The sequence below is a fragment of the Halomonas alkalisoli genome, assembly GCF_021412585.1.
Lineage (GTDB): Bacteria > Pseudomonadota > Gammaproteobacteria > Pseudomonadales > Halomonadaceae > Halomonas > Halomonas alkalisoli.
Genome location: NZ_JAKCMI010000009.1, coordinates 106,108 through 122,476, shown reverse-complemented (window position 1 = coordinate 122,476; position 16,369 = coordinate 106,108). Strand labels below are relative to the sequence as shown.

13 protein-coding genes are annotated in these 16,369 nt (G+C 61.1%); 5 read left to right on the top strand and 8 right to left on the bottom strand.

Translation table 11 applies throughout. The annotated features are described in order from the left end of the window. Positions 1-140: 140 nt before the first annotated feature. From gyrB to dnaA, 4 genes are all read right to left on the bottom strand, one after another. Complete coding sequence (gene gyrB, locus LY622_RS01730; RefSeq protein ID WP_234289302.1) at positions 141-2,561, bottom strand: DNA topoisomerase (ATP-hydrolyzing) subunit B; 2,421 nt, start codon at positions 2,559-2,561, stop codon at positions 141-143. 3 nt (positions 2,562-2,564) lie between these two features. Beyond that, positions 2,565-3,689 (bottom strand): DNA replication/repair protein RecF, encoded by a 1,125-nt coding sequence (gene recF / locus LY622_RS01725; protein WP_234289301.1) that lies wholly within the window; start codon positions 3,687-3,689, stop codon positions 2,565-2,567. Positions 3,690-3,770: 81 nt separating this feature from the next. Further along, positions 3,771-4,874 carry a DNA polymerase III subunit beta gene (gene dnaN / locus LY622_RS01720; protein ID WP_234289300.1) on the bottom strand — a complete coding sequence of 368 codons (1,104 nt, stop codon included), beginning with the start codon at positions 4,872-4,874 and terminating at the stop codon, positions 3,771-3,773. A gap of 69 nt (positions 4,875-4,943) precedes the next feature. Further along, complete coding sequence (gene dnaA, locus LY622_RS01715; RefSeq protein WP_234279871.1) at positions 4,944-6,410, bottom strand: chromosomal replication initiator protein DnaA; 1,467 nt, start codon at positions 6,408-6,410, stop codon at positions 4,944-4,946. 502 nt (positions 6,411-6,912) lie between these two features. Between dnaA and rpmH the strand changes: the two genes are divergently transcribed. The 4 genes from rpmH to mnmE all read left to right on the top strand — a co-directional run bounded on the left by rpmH (position 6,913) and on the right by mnmE (position 10,720). Then, positions 6,913-7,047 (top strand): 50S ribosomal protein L34, encoded by a 135-nt coding sequence (gene rpmH / locus LY622_RS01710; protein ID WP_043514730.1) that lies wholly within the window; start codon positions 6,913-6,915, stop codon positions 7,045-7,047. Between the two features lie 13 nt (positions 7,048-7,060). Further along, complete coding sequence (gene rnpA, locus LY622_RS01705) at positions 7,061-7,432, top strand: ribonuclease P protein component (RefSeq protein WP_234289299.1); 372 nt, start codon at positions 7,061-7,063, stop codon at positions 7,430-7,432. 117 nt (positions 7,433-7,549) lie between these two features. Beyond that, the gene (gene yidC / locus LY622_RS01700; RefSeq protein ID WP_234289298.1) at positions 7,550-9,235 is read left to right on the top strand and encodes a membrane protein insertase YidC; all 1,686 of its coding nucleotides are present in this window, start codon (positions 7,550-7,552) and stop codon (positions 9,233-9,235) included. Between the two features lie 114 nt (positions 9,236-9,349). Further along, positions 9,350-10,720 (top strand): tRNA uridine-5-carboxymethylaminomethyl(34) synthesis GTPase MnmE, encoded by a 1,371-nt coding sequence (gene mnmE / locus LY622_RS01695; protein WP_234289297.1) that lies wholly within the window; start codon positions 9,350-9,352, stop codon positions 10,718-10,720. 12 nt (positions 10,721-10,732) lie between these two features. Here mnmE and LY622_RS01690 read toward each other — a convergent pair whose 3' ends face one another. The 4 genes from LY622_RS01690 to LY622_RS01675 all read right to left on the bottom strand — a co-directional run bounded on the left by LY622_RS01690 (position 10,733) and on the right by LY622_RS01675 (position 14,297). Next, positions 10,733-11,596 carry a 23S rRNA (adenine(2030)-N(6))-methyltransferase RlmJ gene (locus LY622_RS01690; RefSeq protein WP_234289296.1) on the bottom strand — a complete coding sequence of 288 codons (864 nt, stop codon included), beginning with the start codon at positions 11,594-11,596 and terminating at the stop codon, positions 10,733-10,735. Between the two features lie 176 nt (positions 11,597-11,772). After that, positions 11,773-12,453 carry a YiaD family glycine zipper/OmpA-like lipoprotein gene (locus LY622_RS01685; protein ID WP_234289295.1) on the bottom strand — a complete coding sequence of 227 codons (681 nt, stop codon included), beginning with the start codon at positions 12,451-12,453 and terminating at the stop codon, positions 11,773-11,775. A gap of 27 nt (positions 12,454-12,480) precedes the next feature. Next, positions 12,481-13,686, bottom strand: a complete 1,206-nt coding sequence (gene hemW / locus LY622_RS01680; protein ID WP_234289294.1) for a radical SAM family heme chaperone HemW — start codon at positions 13,684-13,686, stop codon at positions 12,481-12,483. After that, positions 13,686-14,297, bottom strand: coding sequence for an XTP/dITP diphosphatase (locus LY622_RS01675; protein ID WP_234289293.1), 612 nt, complete (start codon positions 14,295-14,297; stop codon positions 13,686-13,688). Before LY622_RS01675 ends, hemW begins: the two co-directional genes overlap by 1 nt. A gap of 387 nt (positions 14,298-14,684) precedes the next feature. Here LY622_RS01675 and LY622_RS01670 point away from each other — a divergent pair, with 387 nt between their 5' ends. Further along, positions 14,685-16,064: a sigma-54 dependent transcriptional regulator gene (locus tag LY622_RS01670; protein WP_234289292.1), complete on the top strand. Its 1,380-nt coding sequence runs from the start codon at positions 14,685-14,687 to the stop codon at positions 16,062-16,064. Positions 16,065-16,369 lie beyond the last annotated feature (305 nt).

Genomic DNA, 16,369 nt, shown 5'->3' with positions numbered 1-16,369 from the left:
TATTACAGCTCCCAACCTATTGTTAGAGCACTTTTTCACAGCAAAAAGAGGGCCTGCTTTCGCAGGCCCTCTTTTCTTGGTTACCCGACGCTCGGCGTCGGACAGTGCCGATGTTTCACGTGAAACATCGCATCGCATGGCTAGACGTCGAGGTTGGCAACCAAGGCGTTATGCTCGATGAAGGCCCGGCGCGGTTCCACTTCATCACCCATGAGGGTGTTGAACATCATGTCGGCCGCGACGGCATCCTCGATCGTCACGCGAAGCAGGCGGCGAGTATCGGGGTCCATGGTGGTTTCCCAGAGCTGATCCGGGTTCATCTCGCCCAGCCCCTTGTAGCGCTGTACGGCCAGGCCACGCTGAGCTTCCGCCATCAGCCAGTCCAGCGCCTGGTAGAAGGTCTCCACGGACTTCTTGCGCTCGCCCCGGGCGATATAGGCACCCTCCTCCAGCAGACCATCGAGCGTGGTGCCCAGGGCAGCCATGGCGCGATAGTCGGCACTGGTGAAGAAATCGATGCCCCAGACATAGTCGGTGCTGACACCGTGCGCGGTCAGCGTCACCGCCGGCAGGTACAGCTCACGCTCGTTGTCCTCCTCGAGGCGGAACGTATAGCGAGGTCCCCCTTCATAGGCCACCAGCGCATCCATCTCGGCCTGCAGGAACTCTATCCAGTTCTGCATGGTGCCACGGTCCTTGAGGCTCGCTTCACCTTCCAGCGTCGCGGCATGGACGACCTTGCGCAGTACCACGTTGGGATAGACTCGCGACAGGCGATCGATCCGCTTCATCACGTCACGATACTGTTTGACCAGGGATTCCAGCTGGCTACCGGTCACCGCGGGTGCGTCGGGATTGACATAGAGTCGGGCACCATCCATCGCGGTGGTAGTGAGGTAATCGATCAGCGCCTGCTCATCCTTGAGATAGGTCTCCTGCTTGCCCCGCTTGATCTTGTAGAGGGGCGGCTGGGCGATGAAGACGTGCCCCCGCTCAATCAGCTGGCCCATCTGACGGAAGAAGAAGGTCAGCAGCAAGGTGCGGATATGCGACCCGTCGACATCGGCATCGGTCATGATGATGATGGAGTGGTAGCGCAGCTTGTCGGGGTTGAACTCTTCCCGGCCGATGCCGCAACCCAGTGCCGTGATCAAGGTGCCGACTTCCGCGGAGGAAAGCATCTTGTCAAAGCGTGCCTTCTCGACGTTGAGGATCTTGCCCTTCAGCGGCAGGATCGCCTGGGTGCGACGGGCACGTCCCTGCTTGGCGCTGCCACCCGCCGAGTCACCCTCGACCAGGAACAGTTCAGACAGGCTCGGGTCCTTCTCCTGACAGTCGGCCAGCTTGCCGGGTAGGCCAGCAATGTCCAGGGCACCCTTGCGGCGCGTCATGTCCCGCGCCTTGCGCGCCGCCTCACGGGCCCGCGCCGCATCCAGCATCTTGTTGACGATGGCTTTCGCCTCATTGGGCTTTTCGATGAGGTACTCGGCAAACAGCCGTCCCATCTCCTGCTCCACCGCCGTCTTCACCTCTGAGGAGACCAGTTTCTCCTTCGTCTGCGAGGAGAATTTCGGATCCGGCACCTTCACCGAGATGATGGCCGTCAGGCCTTCTCGAGCATCATCACCGGCGGTATTGACCTTGGACTTCTTCAGCAGGCCTTCCGTTTCGATGTAGTTGTTCATGGTGCGCGTCAGCGCCGCGCGGAAGCCGGCAAGGTGGGTGCCGCCATCGCGCTGGGGTATGTTGTTGGTATAGCAGAAGATGTTTTCGGTGAAGGAATCACTCCACTGCATCGCCACTTCCACCTCGACGCCATCTTCGCGCACGGCATTGAAGTGAAAGACCGGGTTGAGCACCGTCTTGTTGGTGTTGAGATGGTCCACGAAAGCCCTGAGGCCCCCTTCGTAGTGGAACAGCTCCTCCTTCCCTGAGCGCTCGTCCATCAGGCGAATCGCCACCCCGGAGTTCAGGAAGGAGAGTTCGCGTAGACGCTTGGCCAGAATATCGTAATGGAACTCGATATTGTGGAAGGTATCCGTCGACGGCTTGAAATGGACACGCGTTCCGGTCTTCTCGGTCTTTCCCACGACGCCGAGCGGGGCCTGGGGCACGCCATGACGGTAGATCTGTTCGTGAACCTGGCCGGCACGCCAGATTGTCAGGCGGAGCTCTTCGGAAAGCGCATTGACCACCGAAACACCGACTCCGTGCAAGCCGCCGGACACCTTGTAGGAGTTGTCGTCGAACTTGCCCCCGGCATGGAGCACCGTCATGATCACTTCGGCCGCCGATACGCCCTCGCCTTCGTGCATATCGGTGGGCACGCCACGACCATTGTCGCTGACAGTGACCGACTCATCGGGGTGGATGACCACGCGTATTTCGCTACAGTGGCCGGCCAGGGCTTCATCGATGGAGTTGTCCACCAGCTCGAACACCATATGGTGAAGGCCTGTCCCATCATCGGTATCCCCGATATACATGCCGGGACGCTTGCGAACGGCATCCAGGCCCTTGAGTACCTTGATGCTCGTTGAGTCGTAAGCCTGCTCGCTCATTGACTACTCCGTCATGAAGTCTATCTGTGCCTGTGGCACCAGCGTTCCTGACCCGTCACTGCCATGTTTCACGTGAAACATCTCCAGCGGGGTTTGAGACTGCCAGGGTCCCACCAGGGCATCGTGTTCGACACTTGTAATGAAGGCTTGGCAGCGCATCGATTCCAGCAAACGGCAGAATACCTGCCGATGCCTGGCATCGAGTTCCGCCGGCAAGTCATCGACCAGGTAGAGGCACGACTGGCCGGTCGTTTGCTCCAGCAACCTACCCTGCGCCAGCTTGAGCGCAGTAACGACCAGCTTTTGCTGGCCACGCGACAAAACCTCGACTGCTGGATGCCGTCCAAGACGAATACGCAGGTCGGCCCGCTGTGGCCCTTGCTGGGTAAAGCCCATCTGCTGATCCGTCGCGCGCCCCTGTTCGAGAATATCGAGCAGGCTGCGCTTTCTGTCCCAACCGCGTGAGTAACCCAGCGTCAGATCGGGCAGCGCCAGTAGTTGCGACAGCGTTTCCTCGAAGACAGGCAGGAACTCTGCCATCCAGTCGCTTCTGAGGCTATCGACGCGGTCGCCCCAGTGTGCCAATTCGTGCTCCCAGGCCGACAGCGATTTGGCATCCATTCTATCACGCCTGAGCAATGCATTCCGATGTTTGAGGGCGCGCCGCGCGCGCCGCCAGGCATCGAAAAATCCATGTTTCACGTGAAACACTCCCCAGTCGAGGAACTCCCGTCGACCGGCCGGAGCCCCTTCCAGCAGCCGGAACGCATCGGGGTTAACCAGCTGGAGTGGCAGTGTTTCGATCAACTGCGACAGCCGCTCGACGCGCTCCCCCCCCATACGTATTTCCAGCTCGGGGGCATCGCGGGAACGACGAATGCCGATCGGCACCGGCGGCTCGCCGTCGAGGCGAGCGAAGAGTGTCATGGACTGCGCATCATGGGAGATGGCGTTCCTCAGCTGGCGAGTCCTGAAGGAGCGCCCCATGCCAAGGATGTGGATGCCTTCCAGCAAGCTCGTCTTGCCGCTCCCATTGGCGCCGACGATGAGATTGATGCCCGATCCCGGCTCGAAATCGACTGCAGAGAGATTTCTTAAGCCATTGAAACTTAATCGGTTAATCAGCATGTATCACGCTAACACCGCTACCACGGCCCGTAACGGCAGTGGTGCCGCACGGGCAGCCAGGTAGCGGTCCGGCATATCCATTCAGAGGCGCATCGGCATGACAACGTAAAGTGCATCGCCGCCGCCCGGCTCCTCCATCAAGGCACTGCTGTTGGAATCCGCCAGCGTCATCTGCATGCGATCCTCATCCAGCACGTTGAGCACATCGATGAGGTAGCCCACATTGAAGCCTATCTCCAGCGCATCGCCGCCGTACTCGACGGCCACATTCTCCTCGGCCTCTTCCTGCTCGGGATTGTTCGCCATGACCTGAAGATTGCCTTCCTTCAGGTGCAGGCGCACCCCCCGATACTTCTCGTTGGAGAGGATGGAGGTACGCGACAGCACCTGGCGCAGCTCCGTGCGATCGGCGATGAACACCTTGTCCCCTCCCCTTGGCACCACGCGCTCGTAATCGGGGAACTTGCCGTCAACCAGCTTGGAGGTAAAGGTGTAGTCGCCGGTGTGAGCACGCACGTGGCTCGCGCTCAATGTCAGCGTAACCGGCTCGTCGCTGTCATCGAGCAGGCGCACCAGCTCGAGCACGCCCTTGCGCGGCACGATCAGCTTGCGGGCCGGCTCGACCTGGATCTCGGCGGGGCGAGAACAGACGGCTAGCCGGTGGCCATCGGTGGCCACCGTGCGGACCAGGTTCGAGCGCAGCTCAAGCAGCATGCCGTTGAGGTAATAGCGGACATCCTGCTGGGCCATGGCGAAGGAGGTGGCATCGATAAGATGCTTGAGCGTTCCACGGGGCAGGCTCAGCTCCACATCGCCCTGGGTGTCCTCGATATTGGGGAACTCCGCCACCGGCAGCGTCGACAGGGTGAAACGGGAGCGACCGCTACGCAACACGGCGCGACCATCCTCCAGGCTGAACTGGAGCTCGGCCTGGTCGGGCAGCGATTTACAGATATCCATCAGCTTGCGCGCCGGGACCGTGGCCGATCCGGGCACCTCCACCAGGGACGCGGCGGTACGGCCGATCAGCTCGACTTCCAGGTCGGTGCCCGTCAGCGCCACCTGCTCATGATCGACCTGTATCAGCACGTTGGACAGCACCGGCAGGGTCTGGCGGCGCTCCACCACGCCGGCAACCAGTGCCAATGGCCGAAGCAGCGCCTCGCGGGAAATGGAAAATCTCATGTCGGCTCCACGTCTAATCCTGAAGAAAGGTGTCGGGCGTTGGCATCAATGGCCAGGGAACCTCGCGGCTCAGCTGGTCAAGAGCCGCAGCAGGTTCTTGTAGTCCTCGCGGATATCCGCGTTCTCTTCCTGCAATGCCAGAACCTTGCGGCAGGCATGCAGTACCGTTGTGTGGTCACGCCCACCGAAGGCATCGCCAATCTCCGGCAGGCTGTGATTGGTCAGCTCCTTGGCCAGTGCCATGGCCACCTGGCGAGGCCGGGCAACGGAACGGGAACGGCGCTTCGACAGCAGGTCGGACAGCTTGATCTTGTAGTATTCGGCAACGGTGCGCTGGATGTTGTCGACCCCCACCTGCTTGTCCTGCAGGGCCAGCAGATCCTTGAGCGACTCGCGGATGAAATCCTGGGTAATCGGCTTGCCCATGAAGTGGGAGTCGGCAATGACCTTCTTCAGCGCCCCTTCCAGTTCGCGCACGTTGGAGCGAATCTTCTGGGCAATGAAGAAGGCCGCATCGTGGGGCAGGTCGACCTTGGCCTGATCGGCCTTCTTCATCAGGATAGCCACCCGCGTCTCCAGCTCCGGCGGCTCGATCGCCACCGTCAACCCCCAGCCGAAACGCGACTTGAGCCGCTCCTCGACGCCGCTGATCTCCTTGGGGTAGCGATCGGAGGTCAGGATCATCTGCTGGCCACCCTCGAGCAAGGCATTGAAGGTGTGGAAGAACTCCTCCTGGGAGCGCTCCTTGCCGGCAAAGAACTGGATATCGTCGATCAGCAGCGCATCGACGCTACGATAGAAACGCTTGAAATCGTTGATCGCGTTCAGCTGAAGCGCCTTGACCATGTCGGCGACGAAACGCTCCGAATGGAGATAGACCACCGTGGCATTCTCCCGGCGGGTCGCCAGTGCGTTACCCACCGCGTGCATCAAGTGTGTCTTGCCCAGGCCGACACCGCCATAGAGAAACAGCGGGTTGTAGGCGCCACCCGGGTTTTCCGAGACCTGACGGGAAGCCGCCCTGGCCAACTGGTTCGACTTGCCCTCGACAAAGGTCTCGAAAGTGAAATTGGGGTTGAGGCCACTGTTGTGCTTGAGGCTACCCTCGACCTGCACCTCCCGCTCGCCAGCGGCACGCCGGGCCGACCGACCCTCCTCACGCTGGCGGTCGATCTCACGCTCGTCGCCGATATCCCCCCTCGGAGGGGTGTGTACGGCAGGCCCCAGGGGCGATCGCGGGCTGGCCGAGACCGGCGCCCCCAGCTCCCGCGGCCTGGGGGCTGCGGCGCGGCGGCTGCCGACCGTCAATACCACACGGGGAGGCTTGGCCGGCGCCAGGTCGCGCAGCAGCTCATTGATCCGCTTGGCATACTTATCCCCAACCCAGTCGCGAACGAAACGATTGGGTGCCAGAAGACGCAGCTCATTGGACTCCCCCTCTTCCGCCTGAAGAGGGCGGATCCAGGTGTTGAACTGCTGGGCGTTCAGCTCATCCTGCAGGAAATCCAAACACTGTTGCCAAAGAGCAAGCGACACTCGACCTCACCATCCGGTTGATGCATGACCGGCCATTGTATCCTTCACCCGTCGGGTTATCCACACGCAGCCGCCGCTGAAGAACGCTGTGGAAAACTATACATGGATCAACAGGATAACCCCGGTATGGATCGGGCAGCAGCCCGCGCTGTGGACAGAAGCGACAATTTCACACAGGGGCTCTACAGGAACCCTACCGAAAGCACAGAGCTTCTCCACAGCCAATGCTGCACTGCACACATTTGTTTAACAAAGGTTTTTTATGGTTATCCACAGAAAGCGTCCCCAGTATTAATAACAGCTTCAGTAAAACATCATCTAGTAATTATTGATCCTCCATCCGCACGGCGATTGAAAATTGGGTGGCCTGAGGAATTGCGTCGGGGCCCCGAAGTCACTACAATTTCCGGTCTTGAACCGAATCTCCCCAGGTTCCCGCAAGGAGCCCGGGCATTTCCTGTAAGACGTTCCGTCCAAACACACCACGTGGGAATCAAGAGTTATGAAACGCACCTTTCAACCCAGCGTTCTGAAGCGCAAGCGTGTGCACGGCTTTCGTGCTCGCATGGCCACCAAGAACGGCCGTGCCGTACTGTCGCGCCGTCGCGCCAAGGGCCGCAAGCGCCTGAGCGCCTGATTGCGGATTGCGCGTGTCCGGTCATGACTTTCCCCCGCAGTTGCGACTGCTGACTGCCGGGGATTATCGACTTGTCTTCGATCACGCTGCATTCAAGGTTCATGGCAATGGGCTGATGGCCCTGGCGTGCCCCAACGGACTGGGCCACCCCCGTCTCGGCCTGGTCTTCAGCAAGAAGAACGTCCGTAGAGCCGTGGATCGCAACCGCCTGAAACGGCTGACTCGCGAATCCATCCGCCTCCAGCAGCATCAGCTTCCCGCCGTCGACATCGTGGTACTGGCTCGGCGGGGCGCCAATGAGCTGGACAATGCGACACTGCATCGCCAGCTCTCCGGCATGTGGCGTCGGCTGGAGCGAGACGTACGCAAGTCGATGGTATCCTGACCGGATGCGGTGCCTGTCGCCGCCACGATAGCCTGCCTCGGGCAGGCTTTCGCATATCAACATGGCAGCGCATACCGTTCCAGCGGCATGTTCACTACCCACCGGGCAGAACTCTCAATGGACGTAAAACGACTCCTTTTGCTGATTCCACTGGCCGTGCTTGCCTACTTGCTCGTCATTCAGTGGAACCAGGATTACGGCCAGGTTGCTCCTGAGCCTGAAGCACCCACCTTCACCGCACCCGCTCCCGGCGAAGAGCGCGTCGAGACAGACGACGACCTGGCCGTCCCTGCCGCACCCCGCGCCGAAGAGGATGTGACGGGCGACATGCCCGGCGAACCCGAGCGGGCCACCGGCACACGTGACCTGATTGCGGTGATCACCGATGTCCTCGACCTGCGCATCGACCCCCAGGGCGGCGATATCGTCTACGCCGCACTGCCCCAGCACCGGATGACCCTGGATTCCGATCGTCCCTACGTGCTGCTCTCCGATAGCGAAACCCGCAGCTATGTGGCCCGCTCGGGCCTGCAGCTGGACGGCCATTCCGGCCGCATCGGTTTCACGCCGGAGAGCACCAGCTACCGCATGAGCGACGACGAGAATCGCCTGGAAGTCGATCTGGCGGCCGAGGTCAATGGCGTCGATATCATCAAGCGGTTCTCCTTCGAGCGTGGCAGCTATGCGGTAGACGTCCATTACTACCTGGCCAACAATACCGAGGAGCCGGTTACCGCTCGCTTCATCGGCCAGCTTGCCAGGGACAACAGCCCCGACCCCTCCTCCGGCGTGGCAATGGGCATGAGCTCCTATCTCGGGGCGGCCTACTCTTCACCGGAAGACCGCTACGAGAAGGTCGATTTCGACGATATCCAGCGTGGGCGCTTCAATAACCGGGACGTCCAGGGTGGCTGGGTGGCCATCCTGCAGCACTACTTCGTCACCGCCTGGGTGCCACCGCAGAACCAGCAGAATCTGCAGTACGCCTCTACCGACTCACGCGATCGCAATGTCGCCGCCTTTGCCGGCTCCGTGAGTACGGTGGCACCGGATAGCGAAGCCCGCCTGGGTGCGACCCTCTACATGGGGCCGAAGGTGCAGAGCTACCTCGAGCAGGTAGCGCCCAACCTGCGCCTGACCGTCGACTTCGGCTGGCTATGGTTCATCGCCAATCCGTTGTTCTGGTTGCTGGATCAGATCCACAGCCTGATCGGTAACTGGGGCTGGTCGATCGTGTTCCTGACCATCGTGGTGAAGCTGGTCATGTGGCCGCTCTCCGCCAAGGCTTACAAGTCCATGGCCCGCATGCGCAAGCTGGGTCCGGAGATGCAGCGCCTCAAGGAGCAGTACGGCGACGACCGCCAGAAGATGTCCCAGGAGATGATGAAGTTCTACCAGAAGGAGAAGATCAATCCTCTGGGTGGTTGTCTGCCGATACTGGTGCAGATGCCGGTCTTCATTGCGCTGTACTGGATGCTGCTGGAATCCGTGGAGCTGCGCCATGCGCCTTTCATGTTCTGGATCCAGGATCTGTCGATGAGGGATCCGTTCTTCATCCTGCCGATCCTGATGGGCGCCTCGATGTTCGTTCAGCAGATGCTCAACCCCACGCCTCCGGACCCGATGCAGGCGAAGATCATGAAGATGCTGCCGATCGTCTTCACCTTCTTCTTCCTCTGGTTCCCGGCGGGCCTGGTCATCTACTGGGTGGTCAACAACCTGATCTCGATCGGACAGCAGTACGTGATCACGCGCAAGATCGAGAACGACCCCACGGTCGGCAAGGGAATGAAGGTCAAGTAGGCTATCTTCTTGCTCGAACCACCAGACCCCTGCCACGGCAGGGGTCTGGCGTTTCCGGCCCGTGAAAAGGACAATAGCCCCCCACCCGGCCACCCTGGCTGTGAGGAGCCCACCATGGCAGATCGCCTCTATACTCCGGACACCATCGCCGCCCTGGCCACCCCACCGGGACGTGGCGGCGTAGGCATCATTCGTGTGTCCGGCCCCGGCTGTCGCACCATCGCCGAGGGGGTGCTGGGTCACTGCCCCCCGCCCCGCCATGCCCACTACGCACCCTTCCAGGGCGACGTGCGGGTGATCGACGAAGGCATCGGGCTCTACTTCCAGGCGCCACACTCCTTTACCGGCGAGGACGTGCTGGAGCTGCAGGGACACGGCGGGCCGGTGATCATGGATCTGCTGCTGGAGCGCTGTGTGCAGCTGGGCGCACGCCTGGCACGACCGGGGGAGTTCTCCGAACGCGCCTTTCTCAACGACAAGCTCGACCTGGCACAGGCCGAGGCCATCGCCGACCTGATCGAAGCGAGCTCCCGGTCTGCCGCCGAGAATGCCCTGCGCTCGCTTCAGGGTGAATTCTCGCGCCGGGTCTCGGCGCTGGTCGAACGCCTGATCGAACTGCGCATCTACGTGGAGGCGGCCATCGACTTCCCCGAGGAGGAGATCGACTTCCTCGCCGACGGCAGAGTGGCCGAGATGCTGGCGGCGGTGAAAGCGGAACTGGCGGCGGTGCGCGCCGCCGCCGCTCAGGGTGCGCTGATGCGCGAAGGCATGAACGTGGTGATCGCGGGGCGCCCCAACGCCGGCAAGTCGAGCCTGCTCAATGCCCTGACCGAGCAGGAGACGGCCATCGTCACCGAAATCGAGGGCACCACCCGGGACGTGCTGCGCGAACACATCCATATCGATGGCATGCCCTTGCATGTGATCGATACGGCCGGCCTGCGCGACACCCCGGACGCCGTGGAGCGCATCGGCGTGGCGCGTGCCTGGAGCGAGATCGAGAAGGCCGACCGGGTACTGCTGCTGGTGGATGCCACCACGACCAATGCCACCGACCCCATGGCGATCTGGCCCGAATTCGTCGAGCGACTCAGCGACCCCGGCCGGCTGACCCTGATCCGCAACAAGATCGATACCAGCCACGAGACGGTCGGAGTCGAGTTATCCACAGCCACGCCGGTCATTCGACTCTCGGCCAAGACCGGAGAGGGTGTGGATAACCTGAAGTCACACCTGAAGGAGGTGATGGGGTATGCCGCCACCACGGAGGGGCGCTTCTCCGCTCGACGGCGCCACCTCGATGCGCTCGACAGGGCGAAGCGAGCCCTCACCAACGGCGAGGAGCAGCTCAGCGGCTACGGTGCCGGGGAACTGCTCGCCGAGGACCTGCGCGACGCCCAGCAGGCGCTGGGCGAGATCACCGGCGAGTTCAGTGCCGACGATCTGCTGGGCGAGATATTCGGCAGCTTCTGTATCGGCAAGTAGGTCGCTGCCGCCCTACTCCGCTACCCACCACTCGCCCCGATGCCGGGCATCGGAACCCAGCAGCGGCTCGATCCGCTTCATGGCAGATACCAGCTGCTCCTCCAGCCCCCAGGGAGGATTGATGACCAGCATGCCGCTGCCATACATGCCTCGCTCCTCGCTGCTTGGCTCGCGCAGGGCAAGTTCGCTGCGCCAGATCTTGCGCAGGCCGCTGCTGCGCAGCCCTTCCAGCAGCTCGCTGTGGCGACCGGCGGGCAGTAGCGGATACCACACCAGCACCACGCCGTGCCGCGCCTTGCGCATGGCCGACAGCACGGTCTCGGCCACCTCTGCGTACTCGCTCTTGCGCTCATAGCTGGGATCGAGCAATACGCACAGCCGCGGCGTCGCCACCGGCAATCGCTGCAGCAGGCCCTTCAGGCCATCGCCATGGATATGCTTCACGTTGCTTGGCAGACACTGACCCGCCAGATGTTCGTGCTCCCCGGGATGCAGCTCGAAAAGCGTCAAGCGATCCACGGCGCGCAGCCGCCGGGACAGCCACCAGGGGGAGCCCGGGTAGCAGTCCAGCGTTGGCGACGCCTGGTTGCCAGCGATCAACTGAGCCTCGGCCAGCAGTGACAGCCAGTCACCGAGCAGGGGCTCCGCCGCCAGCGCCTGCCTCTCCTGCCAGAGTCGCTCCGCCCCCTGGCGATGCTCCTGCAGCTTCTGGCTCTCCGCCGCGGATAGCGGGTAGAGCCCGCGCCCCGCATGGGTATCGATATAGGTGATCGGTGACGCCTTGCGCAGCAGAAAGCCGGTAACGGCAAAGAGAGTCAGGTGCTTGTGCACGTCGGCGAAATTACCGGCATGGTAGGCGTGCTGATAGGAAAGCATGGCCACGGGTCCTTGAGGTGGCGAAGAGGTAGCGAATCGGCGGGGGCTTCACACCAGACTGGCAAAGCGACCAGCCACGGCGCCTTGTCAGGCAAGTGACGATTCTTGGCAAAGACTATCGAAAAGGCCCGCCACTGTCAGTGACGGGCCCGGTTCGAGCGACAGGCATGGCCGGTCTATTGCTGGAACTGGCTCTCGATCGGAGTGAGCGTAATCTCGACGCGCCGGTTCTGGGCGCGGCCATCCTCGGTTGCGTTACTCGCCACCGGCTGGCTTGCGCCATAGCCGGTCATATGGAGCCGATTGCGTGTTACGCCGTTCTGAGCCAGATAGTTGCCGACGGACTCGGCCCTGCGCTCGGAAAGCCGCTGATTGTAGCCGGCATCACCGGTGCTGTCGGTATGCCCGGCGATATTGACCCGCGTATCGGTGTATTGCGTCAGGATCGAAGAAACGTCATTGAGGGCGTTGCGAGCACTCGGCGTCAGATCGCTGGAGTCGAAGCCGAAGGTTACGCTGCTTGGCATGTTGAGCACGATATCATCGCCGCGACGCTCCACGTCGACGCCGGTGCCCCTCATGCTCTCGCGCAGCTGCTGCTCCTGCCGATCCATATAGGCACCGACGCCGGCACCGGCAGCGGCACCCACCGCGGCACCGATCAACGCACGATCGCGCCGACTGGTGCTGCCGCTGCCCGACAGGGCGCCGGCTGCGGCTCCGACGGCTGCACCCACACCGGCACCGGTCATGGTACTGGAGCGCTGGGTCTGGCCGCCGTAGGGGTCAGTCGTGGCACAGCCGATCAGCAGGGCAGCGGCGGCAAGCGGCACAGCGAGACGAAGGGGTTTGAACATGGCTATCTCCGGAGGTCAGGGAGTGATTCATTCAGCGCCGGCATCGGCTTCGCCAATCATAACCAGCAACTCGTTCAAGAATAATAGACCTTGGGGCGATGCCTGCAGTCGCTGGCCATCTTCCACAAGAAGTCCTTTTTTTCGCGCCGCCAGAAGGCGAGCCTCCAGGGTGGCGGCCGGACGTCCAGTATGCGCCTCCCAGTCCGCCATCGACACACCCTCTACCAGGCGCAGTGCATTCATGGCGAACTCCAGCGGCAACTCATCCTCCTCCACCTCGGCGCGGCCAGCGATGAAACCACGAGGATCCTGGCACCGACGCAGATAGGCCTCAGGCTGTCGCGCCTTCCAGCGCCGTTCGACATGCAGGCCGTCCTGGGTGCCGGCGGCACTCAGCTTGCCGTGCGCGCCGGCACCGATCCCGAGATAGTCACCGAAGCGCCAATAGTTGAGATTGTGGCGCGACCGGAGCCCCTGACGAGCATAGGCCGATATCTCGTAACGCATCAATCCGTCGGCCTCGAGCCGCTCGTGCCCCCGATCCTGGATATCCCACAGGACCTCCTCCTCGGGCAGGACAGGAGGGCGCGAATGGAACTCGGTATTGGGTTCCAGCGTGAGCTGATACCAGGAGAGGTGCTCCGGCGCGAGTGAAAGTGCACGTTCGAGATCGGCAAGCGCCAGCGCCGGTGTCTGCCCCGGCAAGCCATGCATCAGGTCGATGTTGATGTTGTCGAAGCCAGCATGACGCGCCTCATCCACTGCCGTGATCGCATCGGCCCCGCTGTGGATACGGCCCAGCGCCTGCAACTGGCCATCCTGGAAACTCTGCACGCCCAGGGAGAGCCGATTGATGCCCGCTGTCCGATAGCCCTGGAATCGACCACGCTCCAGGGTGCCCGGATTCGCTTCCAGTGTCACTTCGATATCGGAGGCCAGGGACAGTCGTGTGGCCAGCACCTCGAACAGCGCCGCATAGAAGTCGGCCGACATCAGGCTCGGCGTGCCTCCGCCGATGAAAATACTGGTCAGCTCGCGGCCGCCGACAAGGGGCAGGTCGGCGTCGAGGTCCTGCCGCAACGCCGCCAGGTAATGTGCCTCGGGCAAGTCGGCGCCGTGACCCACGCCATGCGAGTTGAAATCGCAGTAGGGGCATTTACGCACGCACCAGGGTACATGAACGTAGAGCGACAGCGGCGGCAGGCTGTCTCCTCGCCGAGAAAGAGTGGTCATCAGCCTGCCGCCGTCTCATCCAGTGCCGCCACCAGTGCCTGAAGCGCCCGTCCCCGGTGGCTGAGCCGGTTCTTCTCTTCGGCACTGAGCTCGGCGACGCTCCGGCCTAGCGACGGCAGCCAGAACAGCGGATCGTAGCCGAAGCCGCCGTCGCCGCGAGGCGCCGTCAGAATCTCACCTTCCCAGCTACGCTGCACGATCAAGGGCACCGGGTCTTCGGCATGGCGCAGATAGGCCAGGACGCACCAGTAGCGGGCCGTACGCCGCGCTGCCGGTATCCCGGCCAGCGCAGCCAGCAGCTTGTCATTATTGCGAGCATCGCTCTTCGGCTCGCCGGCGTAACGGGCGGAGTAGATACCAGGCTGACCCTGGAGGTGATCCACCTCCAGGCCGGAATCATCCGCCAGGGCGGGCAAGCCACTGACACGGCTCGCCTCACGGGCCTTGAGCAGGGCATTCTCGACGAATGTCAGCCCGGTCTCCTCGACATCGATCACGCCGAAATCCGCCTGGGGCCGAACGTGCATCCCCAGCTCACCCAATAGATGATCGAACTCCTTGATTTTTCCAGTATTTCCACTGGCCAGAACCACTATTGCTTGACCCGACACAAGGCGACCTCATAAAGCAAAGACAATGAGGCAGAGTATGACATAAAGAGCATCTTCAGGGTGCAAGGGCGGGGGACGGTTGAAAATTGTAACCCAACTTTACAAGCCGAGAGATTACTACGATGCTGTCATATGCGGCCCTGGTGGTGTGCGAGACGCTCGTAGTACAGCGAGCCGAATTGCCTTATGTCGTTTTGGATTAACTAGTTAATACTCCTTGGCATACGGTTTTCATATTCAGCCACCCGGCAAACTAGTATTGGTTAATGTCATGAACTCAGAAAACTAAGCATTATGGGATCAGAAAACTCATGCTTAATATAAGCGAGCAGACAATCTGCCGAAGCCAGGCGACAACAAGGAAAGCATCACAAGGGACAAGCAATAATGGAAAAACCGGCAAAGGTCTTGGTAATGGGCTCCCTGGGAAGAACCCAACAAGAGTTTGTTGAGGCCATGGAAGATAGAGGCTGGGCCCTCAGCCTGGCCCACGACCTGGCGATGGCGAATTCCCTGGTTGGGGAAGCACCTCATGATGTCGGCATTTCCTGCTTTCACGCGCAAAAAAGACCCGATACGCCGGAGCTGAAAAGGGTCATCGTCAACTCCGATATGGAGTGGGTAGCCTTGATTCGAGAAGAAGAACTTGAAGACTCCGCCCTCTGCCAGGTGCTTAGCAGTCTCTTCATGGCTTACCAGGCTGAACCGATTGACATCGAAGGAATTGATTGTCTGCTCAAGCATGCATTGGTCATGAAACGGCTCAGGGACGATGACAGCAGTGAACGAAAGATGACGAGAGAGACAGAGTTCGCGATGGTAGGCACCGTTCCTGGCATGAGAAAGATCTTCGAGACAATCCGGAGGGTTGCAGCAGTGGATGCCCCGGTTTTCATCAGCGGAGAGTCGGGAACCGGCAAGGAGCTGGCAGCACGCGCCATTCATGAAAACTCACAGCGGGCACCCTCCCCCTTCGTCGCTGTCAACTGTGGCGCCCTGCCCGCCAACTTGATCCAATCCGAACTGTTCGGTCACGAGAAAGGCGCCTTCACTGGAGCCAGCCAGAAGAAAGTCGGTCAGATAGAAGCCGCCTCTGGCGGCACGCTTTTCCTGGATGAAATCGGCGATCTCCCCCTGGAGCTTCAGGTCAATCTGCTCCGCTTTCTTGAGGAGAGAACCATCCAACGCATCGGAGCCCTGGACGAGATTCGTGTCGATGTTCGCGTACTCTCGGCGACACATGTCGATCTGGAAAAAGCGGTCCGGGAGGGACGCTTTCGTGAAGACCTCTATCATCGCCTCAATGTGTTGCAGGTGGAAATTCCTCCTCTCAGGGAGCGGAAGGACGATATCGAGATACTGGCGAGGTTCTTCTTCACCAAGTTCGAATCAGAAAAATCGATGAAGGTCAGAGGCTTCAGTCGGGAAGCGCTGGCGGTCATGCAGCAGTATCACTGGCCGGGTAATATCCGCGAACTCATCAACCGAGTGCGTCGCGCGATGGTCATGTGTGAGCGGCGTCTGATCAAGCCGACGGACCTTGGGCTGGAGCGACGTATTGCCAACCGCCATGCCATCACCCTGGAAGAGGCTCGCAACAGCGCCGAGAAGGCGGCCTTGATCGGCGCACTCAGCCGCAACAAGCACAAGGTCAAGAAAGCCGCCGACGAACTCGGTGTTTCACGGGTGACACTCTATCGCCTGATGGAAAAGCACGGCCTTGAGCGCAAAGGGGAAAACGACATGACAGCGCTCCCCTCGGCCTGACCCGCGAGGACGAAACCCCTCGCTAGCTAGACAGATGGGGATGACCTGGGATGAGGGTGCTACGGAAGGGTTGCTACCAAGGGCTTATCATCAGGACGTCAGGCAAGTGGAAACCGAATGCAACACCTATGGAAGGGTATCGTCTTGAGGACATGTAACGAAATCTTTTTAGCCATAGTTTTAACCGAAGCAACACCTGAACTATGAGAAAAATCATTACCAGGATTAAAAATAGGCATGCGAAAGCATGAGCGATGCTAATGCGTGGCAAGGAATTCACAACAGGCGGAAAAACATAAAAAATG

Bases quoted from the DNA above. Each gene is read 5' to 3' on its own strand.
- gyrB (WP_234289302.1), bottom strand. From the start codon at position 2,561: ATGAGCGAGCAGGCTTACGACTCAACGAGCATCAAGGTACTCAAGGGC.
- recF (WP_234289301.1), bottom strand. From the start codon at position 3,689: ATGCTGATTAACCGATTAAGTTTCAATGGCTTAAGAAATCTCTCTGCA.
- dnaN (WP_234289300.1), bottom strand. From the start codon at position 4,874: ATGAGATTTTCCATTTCCCGCGAGGCGCTGCTTCGGCCATTGGCACTG.
- rpmH (WP_043514730.1), top strand. From the start codon at position 6,913: ATGAAACGCACCTTTCAACCCAGCGTTCTGAAGCGCAAGCGTGTGCAC.
- yidC (WP_234289298.1), top strand. From the start codon at position 7,550: ATGGACGTAAAACGACTCCTTTTGCTGATTCCACTGGCCGTGCTTGCC.
- mnmE (WP_234289297.1), top strand. From the start codon at position 9,350: ATGGCAGATCGCCTCTATACTCCGGACACCATCGCCGCCCTGGCCACC.
- LY622_RS01690 (WP_234289296.1), bottom strand. From the start codon at position 11,596: ATGCTTTCCTATCAGCACGCCTACCATGCCGGTAATTTCGCCGACGTG.
- LY622_RS01685 (WP_234289295.1), bottom strand. From the start codon at position 12,453: ATGTTCAAACCCCTTCGTCTCGCTGTGCCGCTTGCCGCCGCTGCCCTG.
- hemW (WP_234289294.1), bottom strand. From the start codon at position 13,686: ATGACCACTCTTTCTCGGCGAGGAGACAGCCTGCCGCCGCTGTCGCTC.
- LY622_RS01670 (WP_234289292.1), top strand. From the start codon at position 14,685: ATGGAAAAACCGGCAAAGGTCTTGGTAATGGGCTCCCTGGGAAGAACC.